Origin of the sequence: Microbacterium sp. SL75 (assembly GCF_026625865.1) — a bacterium.
Taxonomy (GTDB): Bacteria; Actinomycetota; Actinomycetes; order Actinomycetales; family Microbacteriaceae; genus Microbacterium.
Genome location: NZ_CP113067.1, coordinates 1,326,945 through 1,352,348, shown reverse-complemented (window position 1 = coordinate 1,352,348; position 25,404 = coordinate 1,326,945). Strand labels below are relative to the sequence as shown.

Here is a 25,404-nt window from a genome sequence, read left to right as displayed (position 1 = left end):
CTGTCTTCTTCGACGAGGTCGGGTGACCGTACGCTAGCATAGAACATACGTCATATGTTTGGTCAAACGTTCTAGATCACGAAATGACAACGGCATCCACAAGGGAGTGAAGACATGGCATCCGTGCTGACTTTCGGCGAGACTATGGGCCTCGTCCGCGGAAATGAACTCGGCGGCTGGGAGACTCTATCCCGAGCAACGGTCGGGATCGGCGGAGCAGACAGCAACGTCGCCATCGGCCTCAGCCGCCTCGGAGTGTCGTGCACCTGGGTGGGTCGGGTGGGCGATGACGCCCTCGGCCGTCGGGTGGAGCGCGAGATCCGCGCCGAGGGTGTCCGCACCCGCGCGATCGTGGACTCGACCCGTCCCACCGGGCTCATGCTGAAAGAACGGCGCACGCCCCTGCACAGCAGGGTGTCGTTCTACCGAGCCGGCAGCGCAGGCAGCGCGCTCGCGCCGAACGACGTGCAGGACGAAGACGTCGCGGCGGCGTCGCTCGTTCTGGTGAACGGCGTCACGGCATCGCTGTCGGAATCCGCGCGCGATACCGCACTGTCCGTCGTCGACCGCGCGCGTCGACTCGGCGTGCCCGTGGCTTTCGACGTCAACCACCGTCCCTCGCTGTGGCGCGACGCGGACCCCCGCCCGCTGTATCGCGAGATCGCTCGCTCGAGCGACATCGTCTTCGCGGGAGACGACGAGGCCCGTCTCCTGCTCGATAGCACTGAGGAGAGCCCCGTCGCGCTGGCCGCCGCCCTCGCGGCACTGGGCCCGCGGCAGGCCATCGTCAAAAGCGGAGCCGCAGGTGCCGTCGCCGTCGAGGACTCCGTCGTCGTCTCTGCCCCGGCGGTGCGCATCGATCCGGTCGACACCGTCGGCGCCGGCGACGCTTTCGTGGCCGGTTTTCTCGCGGGTCTGCTCGACGGTGCCGATCCGACGGGCAGACTGAACCTCGCCGTCCGTTGCGGCGCCTTCGCCTGCCTGGGCCCGGGCGACTGGGAGAGCGCACCGCGACGAGCCGATCTCGCCCTGTTCGACGCCGCGGACCCGGTCCAGCGCTGAGTATTCCTCGCCGCGGCGCTTCGGGTCGCACGTGCGCCCGCGACAGCGGCGAGTGGCGCGACCGACCGGTTCGAAAGGCGACGCACTCGCTCGCGGTCAGTGCGCTCTACCCTGGAGGCGTGCGCACTCGACTGATGTCCGCGGCCCTCGCCGCCTCCGCCCTGCTCCTGCTCGCCGGCTGCGCCGGGGGCACCACGTCCGCGCCCGCCCCCGCGGCGAGCGCGTCGAGCACGAGCGCCGCCTCGGGCGACTGCTCGTACCCGACGTCGGGGCAGCCGTCCGCGGACGTCACCCCGCCGGCCGCGGGCACCGAACGCCCCACGGGGAACGTCGAAGCGACGCTCGAGACCTCCGCCGGAGCCATCCCGATCACCCTGAACGGCGAGCGCACGCCGTGCACGGTCGAAAGCTTCGTCTCGCTCGCGCAGCAGCAGTACTTCACCACCACCGAATGCCACCGCCTCACCACGCAGGGCATCTTCGTGCTGCAGTGCGGCGACCCGACCGGCACGGGCCTCGGCGGCCCCGGCTACCGGTTCGACGACGAGCTCGACGGCACCGAGACGTACCCGGCCGGCACCGTCGCGATGGCGAACGCCGGCCCCGGGACGAACGGGTCGCAGTTCTTCCTCGTCTACGCCGACACGAAGCTGCAGCCCGACTACACGGTCTTCGGCACCATGTCGCCGGAGGGACTCGAGGTCGTCAAGAAGATCGCCGCGGCGGGCACGGCCGGCGGCGCGTCCGACGGCGCTCCCGCGACTCCGGTCACGATCACCGGCGTCACGATCGGCTGATCGCCTCGCGAGCGCGAGCGTCCGGCGCGGCCCCGGCGAGAGCCCTCGACCACAGCGCGGACATCTCATCGGCCACGAGCCCGGATGCCACGAGCACACCGCCGCCGCGGGGGAAGAGCGACGGGCGGCCGTCTTCGTCGCGCACCTCGGCCCCGGCCTCGTGAGCGATGAGCACTGCGGCGAGGTGATCGATCGGGCTGAAGCGATGCACTAGAGCGGCGCATCCGCGGCCGGCGGCCGGCCCGAGGAGCGTCAGTGTTCCCGAACCCATGACGCGCAGCGTGCAGAACGCCGCCGTGAGAGAGTGCGCGACGCCGTCCATCCCGGGCCAGGGCTCGTGGCCCGCGAGCTCGGTGCCGACCACTCCCCCGCGCAGCCCCGCCCGTTCGGGCACGCGCAGCGAAATGCCATCGCGGCGTGCGCCCCGCCCGGCGACCGCATCGAACACGGCGTCCTGCCAGGGCTCTGCCACGACGCCGACGAGCGGGCGATCATCGACGGCGAGGGCGAGCGAGAAGGCGGTCCACGGAACGCCGTTGGCGAGATTGGTCGTTCCAGCGACCGGATCGAGATACCAGGTCGGCACACCGGTCTTCGCGCTGCCCCCGTACTCCTCCCCGACGAACGCGTGGTGGGGGAAGCGCGCGAGCACGACCTCGCGCACACGTCTTTCTATGGCACGGTCGAGCTCGGTGACAAGGTCAGCCGGGTGGGCCTTCGTGTGCACCGAGGTCACCCGGTACGCGCGCGTCTCGTCGATCGCCCATCGCGCGAGTTCCACGGCCAGTTCGTGGGCCGCCGAGAGTTACGAGGGTGTCATCGGTTCGGCTCCTTGTCGATGGATGCCGAGCGCGCGACGATCATCGCCTGCAGGCGATCGAGGCGGTTGGTGGTGATGGTGTCGATCCCGAGGTCGAGCGCCCGGGTGAGATCGCCCTCGTCATCGATCGTCCACGCCGTGACCGGCAGTCCCAGGTCGTGGACGGTCTCGACGAACCGGTGATCGACGATCGGGAACGGCGCGTTGACGAGCACCGGGGACAGCTCCGCGAGGTGGGCAGCGGTGGGCGGCTCCTCCTGCCCCCAGGGCAGCCAGATGCGTGCGTCGGCATCGATCTCGCGCAGAACGCGCATGGCGGTGAGGTGACCGCACCAGTCGACGACGACGCCTGTTGCCGCGACGACCGCGTGGGCGGGCGCGGCCGGGTGGGCGGCATCCATGTCGATCACCAGCCGACTGGTGCCGGCGGCGAACAGGGGCAGTACCTCGGCGAGCAGGGGTGGCCGGTGGTCGGGCTCGACGAGGGCGAGGAGCTCGGCGGTGCGGACGCTCTCGATCTCGCGCGGATCGCCCCACAGCCGCTCGAGCGTGGGGTCGTGCAGCACGACCACGTCGCCGTCGGCGGTGAGGCGCACGTCGATCTCGACGACCGCCGCGCCCTTGGCGAGCGCCGACCGCACCGCCGGCAGGGTGTTCTCGCGCAGGACGCCCGAGTCCCCGCGATGGGCGCAGGCGCGCGCCGTCACCGTGTCACCCGGTCGACGAGCAGACCGTCGCGGTACACCAGGGCGGAGGCGACCGAGGCGTACTCGATCGCCCCGACCGCGGGCGGCGGCCCGGGCACGAAGGCGTCGAGGGTCGCATCGTCGCGGCGCACGCGCACGCGATGGAAGGGGCCGTGCGGCACGACGCGCTCCACGCGCGATACCCAACCCGTGAAGGAGTGGACGTGCTGACCCATCAACGCGAGGCGGCGATCCTCGAACGGCTCGAAGCCGTCGGAAGCGTGACCGTCGACGAGCTGTCACGTCTGCTCGACGTGAGCGGCACGACCATCCGTCGCGATCTGGAACGTCTCGAGCTGGGTGCGCGCCTGCGCCGCGTTCACGGCGGGGCGACCGTCGCCCGCACCCGCGCACCGGGCGGGGGCGGCGAGCTCGACGACGACACTCGCGAGAAAGAGGCCATCGCGCGCGCCACGGCGGGACTGATCGCCGACGGCCAGGTGGTGCTGCTCGACATCGGGATCACCACGATGCGACTGGCGCGGCACCTGCGTGGGCGACCGGTCACGGTCATCACGAACAGCCTGGCCGTGCTCGACGCCCTGCGCGACGACGACGTCGTGACGCTGATCCTGCTGGGCGGCATGCTCGGCGCCAAGACACGGACGCTGATCGGCCCGCTCACCGAAGAGGCGCTCGCCCGGGTGCACGCCGATGTCGCCGTAATCAGTAGCGCCGGGGTCAAGCCCGAGGGCGCCGTCGTGACCGACCTGACGCACGAGGCCAGCATCAAGGGCCGCATGCGCGAAGCCGCCGACCGGTCGATCCTCGTCGCGAACGCGACGAAGTTCCCCGGCACCGGCTCGTACCGAATCGCCTCGATCGCCGACTTCGACGCCGTCGTGACGACCGCTCAGGCCGATTCGAGGGCGCTCGCGACAGCGGCACGCGCCGGGGTCGAGGACGTGCGGGTCTGATCCGCCGGTGTCGCCCCCGCCCGGGAGCGAACCGTCGGCTGTCTCGCGGGCGGCCGAGCCCCGGCACCGTGCTCGCTCCACGATTCATCGGCCCGACGGGCGCGGCGCCGACCGGTCCGCGCCGTCTCACGCGTCGGCCGCGTCAGCCGTCGTAACGCTGCAGCCAGTCGAGCGCGAGCTGCCGACTGGCCTCGGCGGCGGCGGTCAGGGTGCCGTTGGTGTCGCCGGCGCCGTGCTCCAGGCCCGGGTATGCGACGTAGCGGTTTACGATGCCGCGTTCGGTCAGCAGATCCGCGAAGTCGCGGGTGCGATCGGCGAGCACGAGGTGGTCGCGAGTGCCCTGGTAGATCAGGGTGGGCGGGGAGTCCGCCGTGATGTGGGTCGCCGAGTCGGTGAAGCGGTAGCGGTCGGGGTACTGCGCGGGAGTGCCTCCGACGTACCACTGCTCGACCTGACGGGCGATCGCGGTGGCATCCCCGATCCCGGTGAGATCGACGGCGGGGTACCCCGCGACCACGGCGCGCACGGTGGGGAGCGGTGTCCCGGGCGGGGAACAGCTCGACGTGAGGGAACCGTCCGCCGACATGTACGCGGCGTTGACGGCGAGGTTGCCGCCGGACGAAAGTCCCAGCGTGGCGATGCGGTCGGGATCGAGGTGCTCTGCGCGTCCGTCACCGGCGATCCAGGCCAGGGAGCAGCCGATGTCGGCGACCTGCGTGTCCCACGCGTGAAAGGTCGACGAAGCGAGACGGTAGTCGACGTCGAGCACGGCGTAACCGTGCTCGGGGAGGAAGCCCGTGTACGCGTTCGGCCCACGGGTGCCGGTCGAGAACCCGCCGCCGTGGATCGAGACCACGACGGGCCACCCCGCCTGCGGAGCCGTGCCCGAGGGGAGGTACAGATCGGCCTGGAGCGTGGTCGTGTCCGCCGTGCCGAGCGTGACCGTGCGGCTCGGGCCACTGCCGAGACCGGTGAACGGCAGCGCGGGAAGCAGCGGGCTCACCCCGACCCCGAGCGAGCCGATCGAGGCGACCAGCAGCGCCGTGGTGGTGACGACACCGACCGTGCCGGCGGTTCCGCTGACGGTCAGCCAGAACGGGAGGTGCCGGATGCCGCGACGCGACCGCCAGAGGGTGACCGCGCAGGCGAGACCGACGACCGCGACCACGAGGTTCCAGATGCCGAGCGTGTCACGCAACAGCCCGATCAGGAGCACGACGAACTGCGTCACCTCCGTCTGGAGGATCCACATGGTCCACGACACCGGGACGATCGCCAGCAGCTGCGCCACGACCGTGTAGCCGATCGTCAGCACGGCGAGGAGGGTCAGGATGACACGGGCCGTGCGGGACCGCACTCCCTGGTGGCGGGGGGTCTTCACCTTGACAACATAACAGAACGATACGGTACCGTTCCATGAACTGCGGTGATCGTTAGAGTGGATGCGTGAACCAGGCGGTGAAGATCCGGGGAGCCGCACGGCCCCGCGCGGCAACGAGCGATGCGATCCGCGACGCCTGCGTGGCCGAGCTGACCGAACGCGGGTACCACGCGCTATCGATGGAGAGCGTCGCGAGACGCGCCGGCGTGGGGAAGGGCGCCCTCTACCGTCGATGGCCCGACCGCGCCGCGATGGTGGTGGCCGTCGTCGAAGAGATCACGCGCATCCTCCGGCCCGAGCTGGCCTTCGACGCCGACGACCTCGAGAGCGACCTGACGCTGTTCGCCGCATCGGTCGATCGGTGGTTGCACGACCCTCGCATCATCGCCGACCTGGTCTCGGTGGGAGTGCGCGACGCCGACCTCTCGGCATCCCTCACCGCCGCGGTCGTGGCGGTGCTCGGCCCTACGCGGGAAGCCCTGTGCGAGCGGGCCGCGCGACGCGGCGATCCCGATCCCGCCGATGCGATGGCCGACATCACGGGCGCTGTCTTCTGGCGGCGCGCGGTGATGCATCACAATCTGACCGACGACGACATGGCACGGCTCGCGCGGCGTGCCGCACAGGGCGCGACCGGGTCGCGAGTCGACTGACCCCGCGCCGCCCGGCACGTCAGCCTCGAGAACGAGAAGAGCGCCCCTACCTTCGCCCGCGGTTCTTGGAGAGCCGCGGCGCGGCCGGACGTCGGGGCTCGGCATCCGTCCCCAATAGAATCGAGGGCATGTCCAAGGTCTTGCAGTCCCTTCCCGTCGGCGAGCGCGTCGGCATCGCCTTCTCGGGAGGTCTTGACACCTCGGTAGCCGTCGCGTGGATGCGCGACAAGGGCGCCATCCCCTGCACGTACACCGGCGACCTCGGTCAGTACGACGAGGACGACATCGCCTCGATCCCCGGTCGCGCCACGCAGTACGGTGCCGAGGTCTCGCGTCTCGTCGACTGCAAGACGGCACTGGTCGAAGAGGGCTTCGTCGCCCTGGCGTGCGGCGCGTTCCACATCCGCTCGGGCGGACGCACGTACTTCAACACCACGCCGCTCGGTCGCGCCGTCACGGGCACGCTGCTCGTGCGCGCGATGAAAGAAGACGGCGTCGACATCTGGGGCGACGGCTCCACGTACAAGGGCAACGACATCGAGCGGTTCTACCGCTACGGCCTTCTCGCCAACCCCGCCCTGCGCATCTACAAGCCGTGGCTCGACGCCGACTTCGTCACCGAGCTCGGCGGCCGCAAAGAGATGAGCGAGTGGCTCGTCGCCCACGACTTCCCCTACCGCGACAGCGTCGAGAAGGCCTATTCGACGGATGCCAACATCTGGGGCGCCACGCACGAGGCCAAGACCCTCGAGCACCTCGACGTCTCGCTCGAGATCGTCGAGCCCATCATGGGCGTGCGCTTCTGGGACCCCGCGGTCGAGATCGAGACCGAAGACGTCACGGTCGAGTTCGAAGCGGGTCGCCCGGTCGCCATCAACGGCACGCGCTTCGCCGATCCCGTCGAGCTCGTGCGCGAGGCGAACACGATCGGTGGTCGCCACGGCCTGGGCATGAGCGACCAGATCGAGAACCGCATCATCGAGGCCAAGTCGCGCGGTATCTACGAAGCTCCCGGCATGGCGCTGCTGTTCCTGACCTACGAGCGGCTGGTCAACAGCATCCTGAACGAAGACACCCTCGCCACGTACCACGAGCAGGGGCGGCGCCTCGGTCGCCTCATGTACGAGGGTCGCTGGCTCGAGCCGCAGTCGCTCATGCTGCGCGAGTCGATCCAGAAGTGGGTCGGTTCGACGATCACCGGTTCGGTCACCGTGCGCCTGCGCCGCGGTGAGGACTACACGATCCTCGACACCGTGGCATCCGGAATGTCGTACTCGCCCGAGAAGCTCTCGATGGAGCGCGTCGGCGACGCCGCCTTCGGTCCCGTGGACCGCATCGGTCAGCTCACCATGCGCAACCTCGACATCGCCGACTCGCGCGCGCGTCTCGAGCAGTACGCCGCGATGGGCCTGCTGGGCGGTCCCACGGGTGAGCTCGTGGGCGATGTCGCCGCCGGTGGCGCGCAGGGCATCATCGAGTCGGCCGCCCCGCTCGACGCGGCCGGCGAGCGCCTGGCCGAGGCGACGGATGCCGCGGGCGAGGCCGCCGCGTTCGACTCCGGCACCGACTGACACGCACCACCTCGACGGAGCCCGCGACGCCTCGGCGCCGCGGGCTCCGTCGTTCTCGGCCGTCCCCTTCCGACACACAGCGAGCGAGGGACCACGATGCGGAGCACAGGGCCGCACCCGTGAGCGAGAGCCGACGACGATAAGTTGCACACACGCGTGCACTTTCGGCGTACACTTGCCTCCGTGAGCACCCCCACCCGCCGCGACGCCGTCGAGAACCGCGCCGGCATCCTCGACGCCGCCACGGCCGCCATCGGCCACGACCCGCGCGCCTCGATCGACACGATCGCCCGCCGCGCCGGCCTCTCGCGCCGCGCCCTGTACGGCCACTTCGACGACCGCAACGCCATCGTGCGCGAGGTCATCGCCGCCGGAGCGACCCGCTTCAACGCCATCGCCGATCGCGTCGACGACGCCGACTCCCGCGTCGCGCTCGCGCGCCTGGCATCCGAGCTCTGGCGCGAAGCCGCTCACGTGCAGGCCGCGGCCGCCCTCGCCCTCGACGACGCGCACCTCGCCGAGACCTCCGACGCTCTCGCACCGCTGCGGCGTCGCATCGACGGGATCGTGCGCCGGGGGCAGGAGGCCGGAGAACTTCGGACCGATCTTCCCGCGGCCACCCTCGCGCGCCTTCTCGAAGAGACCGGCCGCATGGTCGTGTCGCGGGTGGATGCCGGTTCGTCGACGGCCCGCTCGATCGCGGTATGCGCGGTCCTCAGCATCGCGGGACTCTCGTGGACCGAAGCCCGCACCCTGCTGGAGCAGCACCCCGACCTGGAGGCGCAGTGAGAGTCGTCCTGAACGCCGTCGCGAAGGGCCGCGCGCACAGTGCCCTTCCGGAGACGTCGACCTCGTACGAGACCGGCCGCGCGACCCTGGTCGTCGCCGAGACCGAGCAGCGCCCCACGGTGCTGGGCCTCGTGGCATCCGGTCGCATGAAGGTCGACAGCGGCACCGTGACCCTCGACGGTCGCTCCGACTCCTCGGGCATCCGCCGCCGGGTCGCGCTCGTCGATGCCCCCGTGGTCTCGGAACCCGAGTCGAACGTCACCGTCACCGGGGTCGTCGCCGAGGAGCTGATGTTCGCCGGCCACGCCCCGAATCCGTTCTCCGCCGCGCGCTGGCTCGAGGGCATCGGGCTCGAGTCGCTCGCGAACGTGGCCATCGGCAACGTCGAGCCCGCAGCCCGGGTGCGCCTGCTGCTCGAACTCGCAGCCCTCCGCAAAGACGTCGAGGGGCTCGTCCTGGTCGCCCCCGACCGCCACGGCGGCGAACCGCTCGCCTGGTGGCGTATCGCCGAGGAGTTCGCCGAGCGCGGGTACGCCGTGCTCGTGGTCGCGGGCCACGCCTCGAAGACCATGATCGACGCCCTCGACGAGACGGTGGAGGCCGCCCGATGAAGATCCCGCAGATGATCACGGCGGAGCTGCGCCGCCTCACCTCGACCCGCATGTCGGTGATCGCCCTCATCGCGTTGCTCGCGGTCCCCATCCTGTACGGCGGCCTCTACCTCTGGGCCAACCAAGACCCCTACGGCAATCTGTCGAACGTCCCCGTCGCCCTCGTGGTCGACGACCAGGGGGCCGACGTCAACGGTCAGCAGCGCAATCTCGGCGACGAGGCCGCCGAGCAATTGCTCGACAGCGACACCTTCGAGTGGCACCGCGTGTCGCCCGACCAGGCCGACGCCGGCCTGCAGGCGGGCGACTTCGACTTCGTCGTGACCCTGCCGGCCGACTTCACCGAGGCCGTCGCCTCGCTCTCGAGCTCGACGCCCCGTCAGGCCGACATCGAACTGCGCACGAACGACGCCAACAACTACCTCGCCTCCACGATCGGCACCCAGGCCGTGGCCCGCATCCAGTCGTCGGTGGCGAAGAAGGTCGTCGACGAGGCCGGTCTGACGCTGCTCGACGCCCTGAACACCATCCGGGTGAAGCTCGTGGATGCCACGAACGGGGCGACCCAACTCGTCGACGGTCTCGCGAGCGCGAAGAACGGCTCGTCGCAGCTCTCGACCGGCTCGACCACCCTCGCCGAGGGCGCCGCGAAGCTGGCCGACGGCAACGCGCAGTTGTCGGCGGGCGCGAATCAGCTGCGCGACGGAACCGCACAGCTGCGCGACGGCTCCGCCCGCGTCGCCGACGGCGCCCAGCAGGTGGCCGGAGGCGTCGACCGCCTGGACGCGGCGGCCCGCCAGGTCGGCTCCGTCGCCGGCGACGCGGCGTCGCAGCTCCCCCAGGCGCGCACCGACATCGCCAAGGCCCTGGCCGACGCGGGGCTCGACCAGGCCCGCATCGACCAGATCCTCACGCGTCTCGACCCCGTCGGAGAGCGCCTCACGGCCGCCAACTCGCGCGTGCAAGACACGGTCACGCAGATCGACCAGCTCGACGACGGCGCCCGCCAGGTCGCCTCGGGAAGCGCCACCCTGGCCACCGGTGCCGCCAGCGCCGCCGACGGCGCCTCGACGCTGGCCGACGGCGCCGCGACCGCGGCATCCGGAGCCTCCCAGCTCCGCGACGGATCCGCTCAGCTCCGCGACGGCGCGACCCAGCTCGACGATGGCATCGCCCAGCTCTCGACGGGTGCGACGCAGCTGCGCGACGGCCTCGCGGCGGGTGTGAACCAGATCCCGGACTCCGATCAGGCCACTCGCCAGGCGCAGGCCTCGGCCATCTCTGACCCCGTCGCGGTCGGCTCGACCTCGGTCACCAAGGCGCAGAACTACGGCGCGGGGCTGGCCCCGTTCTTCGCCGCCCTGGCCGGATGGATCGGCATCTACGCGCTGTTCCTCATCGTGAAGCCGGTGTCGAAGCGCGCGGTCACGGCGCTGCGTTCGCCCTTCCGCGTGACTCTCGCGGGCTGGCTCACGCCCGCGGGGCTCGGCGCCCTGCAGATGGTGGGACTGTTCACGATCCTCGCCTTCGCGTTGCAGTTCTCGTTCGCGAACCCCTGGGCGGCCCTCGGCATCCTGCTGTTCGCCTCGGCGACGTACGCGGCGATCGTTCTCGCGCTGAACGTCTGGCTCGGGTCGGTGGGGCAGTTCCTCGGACTCGTGCTGATGGTGTTGCAGCTCGTCACCGCCGGAGGCACGTTCCCGTGGCAGACCCTGCCCGAGCCCCTCGCCGCCCTGCACCACGTGCTGCCGATGGGATACGTCGTGGATGCCATGCGGCAGGTCATGTACGGCGGAGACGTCTCGCGAGTCGGCCAAGACCTGCTGGTGCTCGGCGCGTGGATGGTCGGCGGCGTGCTGATCGCGGCGATCGGCGTCACGCGGATGACGCACCACCGCACGCTGCGCGACCTGCAGCCGAGCCTCATCGGCTGACGCGTCTCGCGAACCCGTCGCGGGGCACGCCATGTGACGCCGGGACCACCTGCCTCCCCCCGGCGCCCGAGCTCACACCGGAAGCCTCACCTCGAACACCGTCCGCCCCGGCCGACTCTCCACCGAGATCGACCCGCGGTGGGCGGTGACGATGGCCTCCGCGATCGACAGTCCGAGGCCCGTGCTCCCGGCATCGCGGTTGCGGGAGTCGTCGCCGCGTGCGAAGCGGTCGAACAGCCGCCGGGCGACGCCCGGATCGATCCCCGGGCCGGTGTCGGTCACGCGCAGCACGGCTTCCGCACCTTCGCGCACGAGCGACAACGTCACCGTCGTGCCCGCCGGCGTGTGCGTCTGCGCGTTGCGGAGCAGGTTCGCGACGACCTGTCGCAGGCGGTTCTCGTCGCCCGTGACCGAGATGAGGTCGTCGTCTGCGACATCGAGACGCCACTCGTGCGTCGCATCCGCCGCCTGCGCATCGCTCACGGCGTCGACGGCGAGCAGGGTCAGCTCGACCTCTTCGCGTCTCAGGGGCTGGCCGGCATCCAGTCTCGCCAGAAGCAGAAGGTCGTCGACGAGGGATGCCATGCGCTCGGCCTCCGACTCGATCCGGTCGAACGAGCGGGCCTGGGTCGGCGTCATGGGTGCGTCCTCGCCGAGCGAGAGCTGCGCGTAACCGCGGATGCTCGCCAGGGGCGTGCGCAGCTCGTGGCTCGCATCGGCGATGAAGCGTCGCAGCTGGTCCTCGCTGTGCTGCCGCGCCACGAGGGAGGACTGCACGTGCCCGAGCAGGTCGTTCAGCGACGAGCCGACGCGTCCCACCTCGTTGTCGACGCGGGTGTCCGCCGGAGCGACCCGATCGGGGATGTCGACCGCGCCCGCGCTGAGCGACAGGGTCGACACGCGCTGCGCGACCGCGGCGACACGGTCGAGCGGTCGCAGGCTCCGCCGCACGAAGAGCGACAGCCCCAGGATCGCGACGATCAGCGTGACGGCTGACACCGCGACGAGGATGACGGTCAGCGCCGAGGTGGTCGCGGTGACATCCGCCTGGGAGCTGCCGACGAACACGGTCGCACCGTCGTTCTCGGCCGCGGCGACGCGGAACGCCCCGAGGTCGCCCCCGAGGTCGACGGTCGTCGGGGTCCGGTCGGTCGGCACCGCCGATCGCAGCAGCGCGACCTGTTCGTCCGTCAGCGCGACCACCGTGCCATCCGAGCGTGTGTAACTCGAGACGAGGACCCCGCCCGCACCGTCGACCACCGCTTGCAGGGTGCCGATGCGCGGCGCCGGGGCACCGGCATCCCGCTGAGGGGGACGCTCCCCGCCGAAGGGCCCGCCCGAGCCGTCGCGCCCCACGGCGAACGACAGACCCTCGCGCACCTGCTGGTCGAGCCGGTCGAGCGTGAAGGAGCGCAGTGCCACGACGGTGGCGACACTCATCACCAAGAAGGCGAGGCCGACGAGCACGCTCGTCCCCACGACGAGGGTGCGCCGCAGCGTCCATCGAACGCGCATCAGACGGTCTTGATCGAGTACCCCACACCGCGCACGGTGTGGATCAGCGGGTCGCCGAGAGTGTCGATCTTCTTGCGCAGGTACGAGATGTAGATCTCGACCACGCTGCCGTTCCCGCCGAAGTCGTAGCTCCACACCTGGTCGAGGATCTGCGCCTTGCTGAGCACGCGTCGCGGGTTCTGCATGAGGTAGCGGAGCAGGTCGAACTCTCTCGCGGTGAGCTTGATCGGGATGCCGCCGCGCTCGACCTCGTACGACTCCTCGTCGAGCGTGAGGTCTCCGACGCGCAGCCGCGGATCGGCGTCGGCGACGACCGCGACGTGACGGCGGGCCATTCCCCGCAGCCGCACGACGACCTCTTCGAGGTTGAAGGGCTTGGTGACGTAGTCGTCGGCCCCGGCCGAGATGCCCGCGATCCGGTCCTCCACCGCGTCTTTCGCCGTGAGGAACAGCACGGGAGCGTCGTTGCCCGCGGCGCGGATACGGGTCAGCAGCTCCATGCCGTCGAGCCCCGGCATCATGATGTCGAGAACGAGCAGGTCGGGGCCGAACTCCCGGATCGTGCCGAGCGCTTCCTGACCGTTCGCGGCGGTGCGGGCGTCCCACCCCTCGTTCTCGAGCGCCATCCGCAGCAGGTCGCTGAGGTTGGCCTCGTCGTCGACGATCAGGGCCCGGACGGGGGAGCCGTCGGGGCGGGTGAGGGGCGCGGGACGGGATGCCATGACAGCCAGCATGCACGCTTCGAGACGCCGTCGTCGCGCGACATATCTCCTTCATAGGAACGGTGAGGCAGCGGTGAGGGTGCCGTTCTTACGGTCGACGCAACGGCCGCACCCCGCGTCCGGAAGGAGAAGCATGTACGGCACCTACCTGCGGCGCGAACTCGCCGGCCGAAAGAAACAGACCGTGATCGTCGCGGTCGGGCTCGCGATCGCGATCGCCCTCGTCATCGTCGTGAACGCCCTCTCTGCGGGCGTCCGAGATGCCCAGTCGCAGGCGCTGTCGTCGGTGTACGGAGTGGGCACCGACCTCACGGTGACCGGCGCGCAGTCCGAGCCGGGCCAGGGCGGCGGCTCGCGCTTCGACTTCGGCGCCGGCGAGGGAGCGAGCGCCGACGGCACCACCACCCTCAGCCAGTCGCGGCTGATGACCGACATGCGCCGCGGCACGCTCGACGCCACCGCCGTCTCCACGGTCTCGAGCCTCGAGGGGGTGTCGGCCGCCACCGGTGCACTGGCACTGACCAACACGACCTTCTCGGGCCAGGTCCCCGATCGCAGCGCGCAGTCGGGCACCGGATCCGGCCCGGGGCAGGGCACGGGTGGAATGGGCGCTCCTCCTGCGGGCGGACCGGGTGGCGACGGCGGCAGCGCCTTCGGCGTCGACTCCTTCAGCGTTCTCGGCGTGGACCCCGCGGCATCCGTCGGCCCGCTCTCCTCGGTCACCGTGGCCGAGGGCCGCGCGCTCACCTCGGCCGACGCCGGCACCGACGTCGCTGTCGTCGACGCGACCTACGCGGCGAGCGCCGGGCTCTCCGTCGGCGGCACGGTCGAGGTCGCGGGCACGGCGATGCAGGTCGTCGGGATCGTCGCTTCCGCTTCGGCTGACGCCGACACCGCGGCGAACGTCTACCTCCCCCTCGATGTCGCACAGACCCTCGCCGGCACGGGCGATGTCGTCTCGACGGTGTACGTGCAGGCCGCGTCGGCGGATGCCATCGACGCCGTGCAGAGCGAGATCGCGGCCGCGCTGCCCGAGGCCACCGTCAGCTCGCAGTCAGAGCTCGCCTCGAGCGTCTCGGGATCGCTTTCGAGCGCATCGACCATGATCACGAACCTCGGCACCTGGCTGTCGGTCGTCGTGCTGCTGGTCGCCCTCGCCCTGGCGGTGCTCTTCACCATCTCGGGCGTCGCGCGGCGCACCCGCGAGTTCGGAACGCTCAAGGCGATCGGCTGGTCGAACGGCCGCATCGTGCGTCAGGTCGCGGGCGAGTCCCTCGTGCAGGGACTGATCGGCGGGGCCGTGGGACTGCTCTTGGGTCTCGGCGGCATCCTGCTCATCGACGTCATCGCGCCCACGATCTCGGTGGCCGCGGAGACGACCGGTCCCGGCGGCCAGGGCGGACCCGGGGGCCCAGGCCCCGGCGGCTTCGGCCAGGCCGCGGCCCAGGCCACCGACATCGTGCTCAGTGCTCCCGTCACCCCGGTGGTCGTGGTCGCGGCGGTGGGGATCGCCGTTCTCGGCGGGGTCCTCGCCGGAGCCTTCGGCGGATGGCGAGCCGCTCGCCTCAGCCCCGCCGCCGCCCTCAGATCCGTCGCGTGAGCGGCATCCCCCATCTTTCGAAAGAGACATCATGACCCTCACCGCTCCCCCCTCCGTGGCCACGGCCTACCGACTCGACGGCGTCACCCGCACCTACCGACAACGCGATCGCACGGTGCAGGCACTGGCCGGAGTCGACCTCGAGATCACCGTGGGCGACTTCGTCACCATCCAGGGACCGACCGGCGGCGGCAAGTCGACGCTGCTGCAGATGCTCGGGGCCCTCGACCGGCCCTCGAGCGGGTCGATCGTGCTGGGCGAGCTCGACATCGCGCGGGCGTCGAACGCGCAGCTGGCGAAGCTGCGCGCCGAAGAGATCGGGTTCGTGTTCCAGGGGTTCAACCTCATCCCGACGCTGACCGCAGCTGAGAACGTCGACATGGGCCTCGAGCCCCTCGGGCTGGGCCGCGACGAGCGCCGCGGCCGGGTGACGGCGGCCCTGACCCGCGTGGGCCTCGCCGACCGCGCCGATCACCGCCCCGGGGAGCTCTCGGGCGGTCAGCAGCAGCGCGTCGCGATCGCCCGGGCCGTCGCGAAGCGGCCCCGCGTGCTGCTCGCCGACGAGCCCACCGGAAACCTCGACGAACGCATGCGCGACGAGATCCTCGACGTGCTGCAGGAGCTCAACGCAGAGGGGCTGACCCTGGTCGTGGTCACCCACGACTCCGCCGTCGCTCGCCGAGCCCGCCGTCGCTTGCGCCTGGCCCAGGGCACCGTGACCGACATCACGCGGGGCTGAGAGCCCCGCACCGCGCGAGGGGCCGAGAATCGTGGCCGGGACAGTGCCTCGACGATGATTACCGGCCCCTCATGCGCGGGCAGCGCGTCAAGGGGAGCGGGCCAGAACCCCGCGGCGGCCTACAGTCGGATTCACGCCGACAGGAGGGATGCCATGGCCGCCCGCAACACGCGTCTGATGCGCTGCACGCCCGACGACCTCTTCGCCGTCCTCTCCGACGGCTGGCTCTACCCCGTGTGGGTCGTGGGAGCCGCGCGGATGCGCGACGTCGACGAACAGTGGCCGCGCGAAGGATCGCGCATCCATCACTCGCTGGGCGTGTGGCCCGTGATGATCCACGATCAGACCGAGATCGTGGAGTGGGATCCCCCTCGTCTACTGCGACTGAGGCCGGAGGCCGGCATCCTGGGGCGAGGAGTCATCCGCATCGACGCCCGCCCCCACGGCGACGGCACGGCGGTGACCATTGTCGAGGAGCCGGTGTCGGGAGCCGCATCGTTCCTGCCCCGCGCCCTGTGGAAGCCGATGCTCGTCGCACGCAACCACGAATGCCTCAACCGCTTGGCGTTCCTGGCCGAGGGGCGGCGCGAGGAGCGCGAAGCACGCGAGCTCGACCACCGCACCGAGACACCCGACCCCGCCGAGGGCGTCGCCTCACCGCAAGCCCAGCAAGACGTCCGCGAGGCCGGGATCTGAGCGGGACTCAGCTCTCGGGGCGGGACTCCGCCCCGGTCGAGCCGGGCTGCTCCGTGCTGTGGTGCAGTTCGTCGATGTAGAGGTTCTCTTCATCGGTCGTCCGGTTGCGGTAGGCCGCCCGCCCGACCATGTGCGCGGCGAGGGGTGCCGTCGCGAACTGGATGAGCACGATCGGGATGCCGAAAGCGAGCGCCTCCCACGTGCCCGTCGCCAGCGCGACCGCAGAGACGATGAGAAGCACGCCGAGCACCTGCGGCTTGGTCGCCGCGTGCAGGCGCGTGGGCACATCGCGCCACCGCAGAAGGCCGATGGTCGCGGTGAGGCAGAGGATCGCACCGAGGAGCACGAGCACGAGCGCCACGGTGTCGAGAACGCCGTCGAGGGTCATCTCGGGTTCTCCTTCCGCGCGACGAAGCGGGCCACGGCGATCGAGCCGAACACGCCCACGGCCGCGATGATCAGCATCGCGGGCAGCGAGCGCGTGTGGTGATTGATGACCATGTCGGCGCCCAGGATGCAGAGCACCTCGGTGAGCAGCACGTCGGCGGCGACCGCACGGTCGAGGATCGACGGACCGATCACGAGACGGATCAGCGCCAGCACCGCGGCGACGGCGAAGACGACGAGGATGACCACGACGAGGATGTTCACAGTAGCGTCCTCCCATCGCGCGGCGTCTCGGCCCCATGGCGGGCGTCGACGTCCGCCTCGGCGATCTTGGCGCGCAGCTCCTGCAGCTCTTCCTTCGAGCCCACGGCACGCGTGATGCGGGCTTCCCACCCGAGCACGACGCGGCGCTGGTGCTCGGCATCCGCGTCGCTGCGCACCCCGATGGTGTGCAGGAACAGCGTGCGCTTCTCGCGATCGACGTCGACGATGAGCGAGCCCGGGATGAGCGATGCCGTGACGGCGGTGTGCGCCATGATCACATCGTCGTCTACCCGAAGGGGCACGGCGATGATGGCCGCACCGGGCTGCCGCCGAAAATCGAGCACCTGCCACGCGACGATGAGGGAGCCCTTGATGACGGCGCCAAGGAAGGTGACGACGAAGACGAGGCCGTACCAGAGGTTGATGCGACCCGACAGCTCGACGGGAGGAAGGCGGAAGACGCGGGTGACGAAGACCGCCATGACGAGACCCGTGAGGAAGGCGAGCCAGGTGAACTGGCCCCACAGCAGCATCCACAGCGCGACCAGCCAGACCAGGAACGGAAGCTGGTGCAGGAAGAGCGACACCTGCGAACGGCGGGACGGGTTCATCTTTGACCCGCCTGTTCCTGGACCTGGACGAGGCTGACCCCGTCGGTGATGTCGACGCCCGCCCGCAAGCACATGTCGAGCAGCGGTCCGGCGAACACGGTGAGCGACACGGTGACGGCCACCATGCCGACGGTGGCGAGCGTCATGATCTTCGGCGTCGTGCGCCGCTCGGTCGAGATGGCGGCGGCGGGCGCGTTGCCGAGGTAGGCGATGCGCTCGGTCGTCTCGGCCGAGTCGTCGTCTTCGCGCCAGAACGAGAGGTTCCACGCGCGCATGAGCGCGTACAGCGTGAGGATCGAGGTCACGATACCGCCGACGATCAGGACCATCATCACGGGTGTTCCCACCTGAGCCGCGGCGTCGAACAGCGCGTACTTGCCGATGAAGCCCGAGAACGGAGGCAGGCCGCCCAGGTTGATCGCCGGGATGAAGTAGAGCACCGCCAGCAGTGGCGCCGCGCGCATCAGGCCCTTCACCTTCAGGATCGAGGTACTCCCCGCCCGGCGCTCGATGAGGCCCACCGCGAGGAACAGCGTCGTCTGCACGATGATGTGGTGGACGATGTAGTAGATCGTGGCGCCCACCGCGAGCGGCGTGTTGATCGCCAGACCGAAGATCATGTACCCGATGTGGCTCACCAGCGTGAACGACAGGATGCGCTTGAGCTCGGCCTGCGCGACCGCCCCCAGGATGCCGACGATCATCGTCGACAGCGCGACCATCATCAGCAGGAAGTTGAGGTCGTTGTCGACGAACAGCTGTGTCTCGGTGCGGATGATCGCGTAGACGCCGACCTTGGTCAGTAGGCCCGCGAACACCGCCGTCACCGGCGCGGGAGCCGTCGGGTACGAGTCGGGCAGCCAGAACGACAGCGGGAAGACCGCCGCCTTGATCGCGAAGGCGAGCAGCAGCATGAGGTGCAGGATCGTCTGCGTGTCCTGGGGCAGCAGCGACATCCGCTCGCTGATCTGGACCATGTTGACCGTGCCGAGCGCGCCGTAGACCATCGCGATCGCGGCGAGGAAGAGGATTGACGACACCAGCGACACGACGATGTAGACGACGCCGGTGCGGATGCGCGATTCGGTGCCGCCCAGGGTGATGAGCACGTACGAGGCGACGAGAAGGATCTCGAAACCGACGTACAGGTTGAACAGGTCTCCGGCGATGAAGGCGTTGAAGATGCCCGCGCCGAGGATCAGGTACGCCGGGTAGAAGATCGAGACCGGGGTGTCCTCGTCGTTGTCGGCCGCGCCCTGGCCGATCGAGAACAGCAGGACCGCGAGGAGGACGATGCTCGTGACGACCACCAGCAGGGCCGCGAGCACGTCGACGTAGAGCACGATGCCGAACGGGATGTCCCACGCGGCGATCGCCACCGCGATGGGCCCGCTCGTGTCGACGGTGACGAGCAGGACCGCACCCAGCACGAGGACGGCCGCGAGGGAGGCGACCGACACGACGATCTGCGTCTTCTTGCGTCGTCCGAAGATGAGGTTGATCGCGGCACCGATGAGCGGAATGCCGACGAGCAGGGGCACGAGGGCGCTCACGAGCGATCACCGTCCTGGGGGTCGCGGGGGGCGTCGAGCGGCGGCTCCGATTCACGCGACACCGCGACCCGGTCGACCGGAGCGTCGTCGACCAGCTGCGAGAGATCGCCCTGGTGCAGCACGCGGATGGGCGAGGCCACATCGCCGACGAAGTCGGTGGTGACGTCTTCGTCGTCGGAACGGGCCTCTTCGTCCATCGCGTCTTCGGGCTCGTCGGCCGCGCGGGTGCGCAGAGCCACGTCATCGGCGTCGTCGATGACCGTGTCGGCCTGACCGAGCTGCCAGGAGCGGTAGATGAGGGCGAGCAGGAACGCCGAGATGCCGAACGTGATGACGATCGCGGTGAGCGTCAGGGCCTGGGGCAGCGCGTCGGACATGTCCGCGGCATCCGTCTGCCCGCCGTCGTAGAAGGGGGCCCGGCCGGGCGCGCCCATGACGATGAGGAGCAGGAGGTTGGCGGCGTTGCCGAGCAGCAGGAAGCCGATCAGCACGCGGGTCAGGCTGCGCTCGAGCATCGCGTACACACCGCACGCGAAGAGCACGGCCATGACGATGACGAGAACGAAGGAAATGGTCATGAGGGCGCCATCTCCGCATCTTCCGGGTGCTGCGACTGCCGGTCGACCTCGGCGCCGAGGCTGCGGAGCACGTCGAGCACCAGACCGATCACCACGAGGTAGACGCCCACGTCGAAGATCGTGCTGGTGACGAACTCCCAGTGCCCGATGATCGGCAGCTCACCCTCGAAGGTGAAGCTCTGCAGCGGCGCGAACCCGAACACCATCGGCACCAGGGCGCACAGCACGGCGATCGCCATGCCCGCACCGAGCAGGCGTCCCGCGTCGGTCGGCGCGGCGGCGCCGAGCTCCCAACGTCCGCCGGCGATGTAGCGCATGACCAGGCCCATTCCCGCGACCAGGCCTCCGGCGAAGCCACCGCCGGGCAGGTTGTGGCCGGCGAAGAGCAGGTACAGCGACACGATCATGATCGAGTGGAACAGCACCCGGATGATGATCTCGAGCAGGATCGAACGATTCTCGGGCTGCACCTTCGAGCCCGAGATCAGCCACGCGCGCGGGGCGCCGGTCTCGCCCACGCGTCGAGCGCGCACGCCGCTGTCGGTCTCGACGAGGGGGCGACGGCGGCCCAGCCCGACGCGAGAGCGCGCGGTGCCCGATCGGCGCGCGAGGTTGTCGCTGCGGTTGGTGATGAAGACGAGGGATGCCACGCCGGTGGCGGCGAGGACCAGCACCGAGAGCTCGCCCATCGTGTCCCAGCCGCGCAGGTCGACCAACGCAACGTTGACGACGTTGCGTCCGTGGCCGATCTCGTAGGCGAGGGGCGGCCACTCGAGGGAGATGGGGAGGTCTTGACGTGCTCCGGTCGCCACGATCGCGACGAGGGCCATGGTGAGCCCCACGCCCGCGCCGAGGATCGCTCGGGCGATCGGGGCCACCGACTCGTTCTGCTCCCCCATGCGGGCGGGGAGGCGCCGCAGCACCAGCGCGAACACGACGAGGGTCACGGTTTCGATGAGCACCTGGGTCAGCGCGAGATCGGGGGCGCCGCTGGTCGCGAAGAGCACCACCATCCCGAGCCCCGTCACCGAGACGAGCGCGACCCCGGTGTAGCGCTTTCGGGCGCGGACGGCCAAGATGCCGGCGGCGATCATGACAGGTGCCGAGATCAGCTGCGCGGGAGACTGCCAGGCGTCGAGCTGCGCGCGCCACTCGCGCGAGGCCAGTAGGGCCGTGCCCTCGGCGACCACGAGCACCACGAAGATCGTGCCGACGTAGAACGGCAACGAACCGCGCTGGAAGCGGGCGGTCACCCACTCCGAGGTGTGGTCGATCGCGCGGAGGGTGCCGTTGTACGCGTCGTTGGCCGTGAAGGGCAGCACACGAGGACGCTTGTGCAGCTGTGTCTTGCGCACCACCCAGAACACGCCCGCGCCCAGCGCCAGGGTGCCGAGCGAGATGAACAGCGCCGGCTCGAGCCCGTGCCAGAGGGCGAGGTGGTACGGATACTCGGGCGAATCGACCCCGGCCGTCGCCTCGGGGAGTCCGTCGGCGTAGGGAGCGAGCCAGTGGTCGACGATCGGCGCGAGGAACCCGAGGGCCAGCGTGGTCGCCGACAGCAGCACGGGAGCCGACAAGAACCCGATGGGCGGGTCCGGCCACTCGGTCGTCTCGACGTCGCGCTTGGTCCCGTACGCACCCCAGAGGAATCGGATGCCGTAGGCCGCCGTGAGCGCGGAGCCCAGGACGATGCCGATCAGGGCGACGATCCCCCACACCGCTCCCCCCTCGGCCTCGTGCAGCAGAGCGGTCAGCGCCGTCTCTTTCGCGACGAATCCGAGGGTGGGGATCACACCCGCCATGGAGAAGATCGCGACGAACGACGCCGTGGCCATGACCGGCGCCTGGCGGCCGAGGCCGGAGAGCTGGCCGATGTCACGCGTGTTGAGCTGGCGGTCGATGACACCGACGACGAGGAAGAGGCACGACTTGAACAGGGCGTGGCTGAGCAGGAGCGCGACGCCGGCGAGAGCGGCATCTCTCGTTCCGTATCCCAGCATCACCGTGAGAAAGCCCAGCTGGCTCACCGTGCCGAAGGCGAGGATGCGCTTGAGGTCGCGTTCGCGCAGCGCCTGGAAGCCACCGAGCAACATGGTGAAGACCCCGAGCGCGATGAGGGTCGGTCGCCAGAACGGGGTGTCGGCGAACCCGGGAGCGAGACGGGCGATCAGGTAGATGCCGGCCTTCACCATGGCCGCAGCGTGCAGGTACGCGCTGACCGGGGTGGGCGCGGCCATAGCGCCGGGGAGCCAGAAGTGGAACGGGAAGATCGCGGACTTGCTCAGGGCGCCGACCAGCAGCAGCAGGACCGCGATGTCGACGACCGCGCCCGTGGGAGGGTCGGCGAGGATCGCCGACAGGCTGGACGTGCCCGACTGGACCACCATGAGCACCACGCCGATGAGCATGACGAGCCCGCCGAGGGTCGTGACGAGCAGCGCCTGCAGCGCGGCACGGCGACTCGCGGAACGGCTGTGGTAGTAGCCGATCAGCAGGTACGACAGGACGCTCGTGGCCTCCCACAGCATCACCAGGACGACGAGATCGTCGGTGAGGACCAAGCCGTACATCGCACCGGCGAACCCGAGCAGGACCGCCGAGAACTGCCCCACGCCCCGCGTCTTGCCGCGGAAGTACCAGCGGCAGTAGAGCATGACGAGCGCCCCGACGCCGGTGACCACCAGGGTGAGGAGCCACCCCAGCACATCCATGCGCATCGACAGCGACACGTTCAACGCGGGGATCCACCGGTATTCCTCGAAAGGAATATCGCCCGAGAAGACCGCGGGGGCAAGGACCACGGCGTGGGCGAAGGCAAGGGCGGGGAGCACCGCGGCAACGTAGAACGCGCGGGCGCCGATGCGCGAGACGAGCCACGGCAGAAGAAGGGGGACGGCCGCGAAGGCGCCGAGGAAGATCAGCACGGTCGGGCCTCCTCGGGGTCGACGGGCGGATGCCCGGGCTCTCGGGGTGTCGTGACTATTCTATGCGGAGCATGAGAGTCCCAGCATCCGCGGCGTCATGTGGTACGCGGCGGGCCGGTCGTCGTTCCCTCTCGGAAGGCGCACCGCAGGTCGAGCCCTGAGGGCGTCTCGTCCTCGAGCATCGCCGCCACGGCCTCACCGGCAGCGCGGCCCTTCGCGGTGGCGGGCTGCACCAGGGTGGTCAGCACGTGCGGGGCGAGGCCGTCGACGACGACCCCGTCGAACCCGGTTACGCTCACGTCGTCGGGCACTCGCAGACCCGCTTCCTCGGCGGCGCGGATGACCCCGGCCGCGAGCAGGTCGCTCTGGGCGATGACCGCCGTCGGGCGGTGGTCGGGATCGGCGAAGATCGCTCGACCGGCGATGCTCCCCTCGTCGATCGAGCTGGTGGCGGCGGCCACGGCGGGAGCGTCGGGGAACACCTCCCGGGCCCCGGCCAGCCGGTCGGCGGTGACGTCGACCCGGACGACGGCTTCGTCGGAGATCCAGCCGCGGCGCCGAGCCGTGTCGGTGGGCAGGGTGACGATCACGACGTCTCGGTGACCGAGCGCCTCGAGGTGGCGCGCGGCCTCGCGCTGCGCTTCGGTGTTGTCGAGCAGCACCTGGGGCACGCCCTCGCCCGCATCGCCCTCGACCACGACGACCGGGATGCCGCGGCCCTTCACGATCTCGAGGGAGTCGCGCATGCGCGGGCTGCAGCCGATCAGCACCGCGGCGTCGATGGGAGCGGTGTGCAGCGAGGGTTCGCTCACCGTCTCGCCGTCGTCGCGAAGCAGCAGCAGCGCCGCCCCCAGGCGAGAGACGCCGTCGGCCAGACCGTCCATCATGTGGGTCGTGACCGGGTCGAGGAACGCCGTACCGAGGTGCTGGTCGAAGACCACGCCCACGATGCCGGAGCGTCCGCGACGAAGGGACGCGGCGCGCGGATCGGGCCCGGTGTACCCGAGGCTCTCGGCCGCCGCGAGCACTCGCGCGCGGGTCGCCTGCGAGGTCGGCGTCTTGCCGCTGAAGACGACGGACGCGGTCGACGCCGAGACGCCGGCCTCTCGGGCGACGTCGCTGATGGTCGCGCGACGGTTGCTCACGGGCCGATCGTACTCGCCGACGCGGGCGTCGCCGAATCGATTCGATGCGTGTCGAATCGATTCGGTACAGTGGCCGCATGCACTCGACGCTCACCCGGTCCCAGCTCGTCCGCTGGCACATCGCGATCTGCGCCATCTTCCTCGCGAGCGGGCTGAGCATCTCGACGTGGGCGTCGCGGGTGCCCGCCATCCGCGAATCGCTCGGCATCGAGAACTCCGGCGTCGGGCTGCTCCTGCTCGGCATGGGCGTGGCATCCATCATCGGTCTCTCGATCGCGCCGGCTGTCATGGCCCGCATCGGCGCGCGCACCGGCATGCTCGTCGCCCTGCTGCTCGTAGGCATCGGCCTCATGATCATCGGCTTCGGGGCCGACTCGCTGCAGTTGTTCGGGGTCGCCCTCGTGGGCCTCGCCCTGTTCGGGTTCGGCAACGGCACGGTCGACGTGATGATGAACGTCGAGGGAGCAGCGCTCGAGAAGGCCACCCGGCGCACGATCATGCCGCTGCTGCACGCCTTCTTCAGCTTCGGCACCGTCATCGGCGCGGGTCTGGGATTCGTCGCCGTCAGCCTGGGCATCCCCGTGGTCGCGCACTGCGCGGCGATGGGCGTGGTCATCATGGTGGTGGCCTTCGTGTCGGTGGCCAACGTGCCGCGGGCCGAGGTAGCGATGGACGCCCCCGCCGCCGAGGAGCGCGCCCACTGGCGCGAGCGTCTCGCCGTCTCGCTGCAGGCCTGGCGCGAGCCGCGCACGTACACGCTCGGGGTGATCATGCTGGGCATGGCGTTCGCCGAAGGCAGCGCCAACGACTGGCTCCCCTCGGCCGTGGTCTACGGCCACGGAGCCCCCGAAGAGGCAGGTCCTGCGGTGCTCGCGGTATTCTCGGTCGCCATGACCGTGGGCCGCATCGCCGGGGGCCCCGTCGTCGACCGCCTCGGCCGTGTGCTCGTGCTGCGGGTGCTCGCCGGCACCGCCGCCGCGGGTCTGTTGCTGTTCATCCTCGCGCCCTACGGTCCCCTCGTCTTCGTGGGTGCGGCTCTGTGGGGCCTCGGTGCCTCGCTCGGGTTCCCGATCGGCATGTCGGCCGCCGCCGACGACCCCGCCAAGGCCGCCTCCCGCGTGGCCGCCGCGGCGACCATCGGCTACGTGGCGTTCCTGTGCGGCCCCCCGATCCTCGGGTGGATCGGCGACCACATCGGTCTGCTCAACACGCTGCTCATCGTGGTCGGGCTCATCGTGGCATCCGGTCTCTTCTCGGGCGCGGCCAAGCCGCTCGCCGTCGAGAACGAGCGGGCCGCAGAGCCGGCGCGGCGCGATTAGGCGCCACGGCCCCCAGCGGTCGCTGCTGCGTCGATGACTCCGGCCGCCTCGACGCGCATCCCGCCGTCGC

General features: G+C 70.5%; 25 protein-coding genes. 12 read left to right on the top strand and 13 right to left on the bottom strand.

The features are described from left to right. Nucleotides 1-114: 114 nt before the first annotated feature. Both OVA17_RS06240 and OVA17_RS06235 read left to right on the top strand, forming a co-directional pair. Nucleotides 115-1,062 carry a sugar kinase gene (locus tag OVA17_RS06240; protein ID WP_267788903.1) on the top strand — a complete coding sequence of 316 codons (948 nt, stop codon included), beginning with the start codon at nucleotides 115-117 and terminating at the stop codon, nucleotides 1,060-1,062. Nucleotides 1,063-1,181: 119 nt separating this feature from the next. Further along, complete coding sequence (locus tag OVA17_RS06235; protein ID WP_267788901.1) at nucleotides 1,182-1,859, top strand: peptidylprolyl isomerase; 678 nt, start codon at nucleotides 1,182-1,184, stop codon at nucleotides 1,857-1,859. Here the strand turns inward: OVA17_RS06235 and OVA17_RS06230 are convergent. From OVA17_RS06230 to OVA17_RS06220, 3 genes are read right to left on the bottom strand one after another with little or no spacing between them, the layout of a single operon-like run. Next, on the bottom strand, nucleotides 1,846-2,640 hold the full coding sequence (locus tag OVA17_RS06230; RefSeq protein ID WP_267788899.1) for an inositol monophosphatase family protein: 795 nt from the start codon (nucleotides 2,638-2,640) through the stop codon (nucleotides 1,846-1,848). The two genes, OVA17_RS06235 and OVA17_RS06230, sit on opposite strands and share 14 nt — an antisense overlap. A gap of 35 nt (nucleotides 2,641-2,675) precedes the next feature. After that, on the bottom strand, nucleotides 2,676-3,386 hold the full coding sequence (locus OVA17_RS06225; RefSeq protein ID WP_267788897.1) for a glycerophosphodiester phosphodiesterase: 711 nt from the start codon (nucleotides 3,384-3,386) through the stop codon (nucleotides 2,676-2,678). After that, nucleotides 3,383-3,601, bottom strand: coding sequence for a hypothetical protein (locus OVA17_RS06220; protein ID WP_267788896.1), 219 nt, complete (start codon nucleotides 3,599-3,601; stop codon nucleotides 3,383-3,385). The genes OVA17_RS06225 and OVA17_RS06220 overlap by 4 nt, the downstream gene beginning before the upstream one ends. Here OVA17_RS06220 and OVA17_RS06215 point away from each other — a divergent pair. Further along, nucleotides 3,590-4,342: a DeoR/GlpR family DNA-binding transcription regulator gene (locus OVA17_RS06215; protein WP_267788895.1), complete on the top strand. Its 753-nt coding sequence runs from the start codon at nucleotides 3,590-3,592 to the stop codon at nucleotides 4,340-4,342. The genes OVA17_RS06220 and OVA17_RS06215 overlap by 12 nt on opposite strands. Before the next feature lie 142 nt (nucleotides 4,343-4,484). Here the strand turns inward: OVA17_RS06215 and OVA17_RS06210 are convergent, their stop codons facing one another. Further along, nucleotides 4,485-5,723, bottom strand: a complete 1,239-nt coding sequence (locus OVA17_RS06210) for an alpha/beta hydrolase (RefSeq protein ID WP_267788894.1) — start codon at nucleotides 5,721-5,723, stop codon at nucleotides 4,485-4,487. Between the two features lie 65 nt (nucleotides 5,724-5,788). On the opposite strand from OVA17_RS06210, the gene OVA17_RS06205 reads away from it, so the two are divergent. From OVA17_RS06205 to OVA17_RS06185, 5 genes are all read left to right on the top strand, one after another. Further along, a complete protein-coding gene (locus OVA17_RS06205; protein ID WP_267788892.1) occupies nucleotides 5,789-6,376 on the top strand; it encodes a TetR/AcrR family transcriptional regulator in 588 nt (195 codons plus the stop codon). Nucleotides 6,377-6,504: 128 nt separating this feature from the next. Then, nucleotides 6,505-7,947 carry an argininosuccinate synthase gene (gene argG / locus OVA17_RS06200; protein WP_210075656.1) on the top strand — a complete coding sequence of 481 codons (1,443 nt, stop codon included), beginning with the start codon at nucleotides 6,505-6,507 and terminating at the stop codon, nucleotides 7,945-7,947. Nucleotides 7,948-8,130: 183 nt separating this feature from the next. Continuing rightward, entirely contained in the window at nucleotides 8,131-8,736 is a 606-nt protein-coding gene (locus OVA17_RS06195; protein ID WP_267788890.1) for a TetR/AcrR family transcriptional regulator, read from the top strand. Then, a complete protein-coding gene (locus OVA17_RS06190; protein WP_210075652.1) occupies nucleotides 8,733-9,347 on the top strand; it encodes a hypothetical protein in 615 nt (204 codons plus the stop codon). The genes OVA17_RS06195 and OVA17_RS06190 overlap by 4 nt, the downstream gene beginning before the upstream one ends. Further along, nucleotides 9,344-11,281, top strand: coding sequence for a YhgE/Pip domain-containing protein (locus OVA17_RS06185; protein WP_267788887.1), 1,938 nt, complete (start codon nucleotides 9,344-9,346; stop codon nucleotides 11,279-11,281). The genes OVA17_RS06190 and OVA17_RS06185 overlap by 4 nt, the downstream gene beginning before the upstream one ends. A 72-nt stretch (nucleotides 11,282-11,353) precedes the next feature. Here OVA17_RS06185 and OVA17_RS06180 read toward each other — a convergent pair whose 3' ends face one another. Continuing rightward, on the bottom strand, nucleotides 11,354-12,796 hold the full coding sequence (locus OVA17_RS06180; RefSeq protein ID WP_267788885.1) for a sensor histidine kinase: 1,443 nt from the start codon (nucleotides 12,794-12,796) through the stop codon (nucleotides 11,354-11,356). Further along, nucleotides 12,796-13,518: a response regulator transcription factor gene (locus tag OVA17_RS06175; RefSeq protein ID WP_267788883.1), complete on the bottom strand. Its 723-nt coding sequence runs from the start codon at nucleotides 13,516-13,518 to the stop codon at nucleotides 12,796-12,798. The genes OVA17_RS06180 and OVA17_RS06175 overlap by 1 nt, the downstream gene beginning before the upstream one ends. A 133-nt stretch (nucleotides 13,519-13,651) precedes the next feature. Here OVA17_RS06175 and OVA17_RS06170 point away from each other — a divergent pair, with 133 nt between their 5' ends. The 3 genes from OVA17_RS06170 to OVA17_RS06160 all read left to right on the top strand — a co-directional run bounded on the left by OVA17_RS06170 (nucleotide 13,652) and on the right by OVA17_RS06160 (nucleotide 16,553). Then, nucleotides 13,652-15,118 carry an ABC transporter permease gene (locus tag OVA17_RS06170; RefSeq protein WP_267788881.1) on the top strand — a complete coding sequence of 489 codons (1,467 nt, stop codon included), beginning with the start codon at nucleotides 13,652-13,654 and terminating at the stop codon, nucleotides 15,116-15,118. Nucleotides 15,119-15,149: 31 nt separating this feature from the next. After that, nucleotides 15,150-15,857, top strand: a complete 708-nt coding sequence (locus OVA17_RS06165) for an ABC transporter ATP-binding protein (protein WP_267788880.1) — start codon at nucleotides 15,150-15,152, stop codon at nucleotides 15,855-15,857. Nucleotides 15,858-16,010: 153 nt separating this feature from the next. Next, on the top strand, nucleotides 16,011-16,553 hold the full coding sequence (locus OVA17_RS06160; protein WP_267788879.1) for an SRPBCC family protein: 543 nt from the start codon (nucleotides 16,011-16,013) through the stop codon (nucleotides 16,551-16,553). Nucleotides 16,554-16,560: 7 nt separating this feature from the next. Here OVA17_RS06160 and mnhG read toward each other — a convergent pair whose 3' ends face one another. The 7 genes from mnhG to OVA17_RS06125 all read right to left on the bottom strand — a co-directional run bounded on the left by mnhG (nucleotide 16,561) and on the right by OVA17_RS06125 (nucleotide 24,015). Then, a complete protein-coding gene (gene mnhG / locus OVA17_RS06155) occupies nucleotides 16,561-16,941 on the bottom strand; it encodes a monovalent cation/H(+) antiporter subunit G (protein WP_115916374.1) in 381 nt (126 codons plus the stop codon). Continuing rightward, nucleotides 16,938-17,204 (bottom strand): monovalent cation/H+ antiporter complex subunit F, encoded by a 267-nt coding sequence (locus tag OVA17_RS06150; protein WP_103207366.1) that lies wholly within the window; start codon nucleotides 17,202-17,204, stop codon nucleotides 16,938-16,940. Before OVA17_RS06150 ends, mnhG begins: the two co-directional genes overlap by 4 nt. After that, entirely contained in the window at nucleotides 17,201-17,815 is a 615-nt protein-coding gene (locus tag OVA17_RS06145; protein ID WP_267788876.1) for a Na+/H+ antiporter subunit E, read from the bottom strand. Before OVA17_RS06145 ends, OVA17_RS06150 begins: the two co-directional genes overlap by 4 nt. Continuing rightward, nucleotides 17,812-19,368: a Na+/H+ antiporter subunit D gene (locus OVA17_RS06140; protein WP_115916378.1), complete on the bottom strand. Its 1,557-nt coding sequence runs from the start codon at nucleotides 19,366-19,368 to the stop codon at nucleotides 17,812-17,814. The genes OVA17_RS06145 and OVA17_RS06140 overlap by 4 nt, the downstream gene beginning before the upstream one ends. Next, a complete protein-coding gene (locus tag OVA17_RS06135) occupies nucleotides 19,365-19,946 on the bottom strand; it encodes a Na(+)/H(+) antiporter subunit C (RefSeq protein ID WP_210075632.1) in 582 nt (193 codons plus the stop codon). The genes OVA17_RS06140 and OVA17_RS06135 overlap by 4 nt, the downstream gene beginning before the upstream one ends. Then, a complete protein-coding gene (locus tag OVA17_RS06130) occupies nucleotides 19,943-22,870 on the bottom strand; it encodes a Na+/H+ antiporter subunit A (protein WP_267788873.1) in 2,928 nt (975 codons plus the stop codon). The genes OVA17_RS06135 and OVA17_RS06130 overlap by 4 nt, the downstream gene beginning before the upstream one ends. A 95-nt stretch (nucleotides 22,871-22,965) precedes the next feature. Then, entirely contained in the window at nucleotides 22,966-24,015 is a 1,050-nt protein-coding gene (locus OVA17_RS06125; RefSeq protein ID WP_267788872.1) for a LacI family DNA-binding transcriptional regulator, read from the bottom strand. A 77-nt stretch (nucleotides 24,016-24,092) separates the two neighbouring features. Here OVA17_RS06125 and OVA17_RS06120 point away from each other — a divergent pair, with 77 nt between their 5' ends. After that, entirely contained in the window at nucleotides 24,093-25,334 is a 1,242-nt protein-coding gene (locus tag OVA17_RS06120; protein ID WP_267788871.1) for an MFS transporter, read from the top strand. The last annotated feature ends 70 nt before the right edge of the window (nucleotides 25,335-25,404 follow it).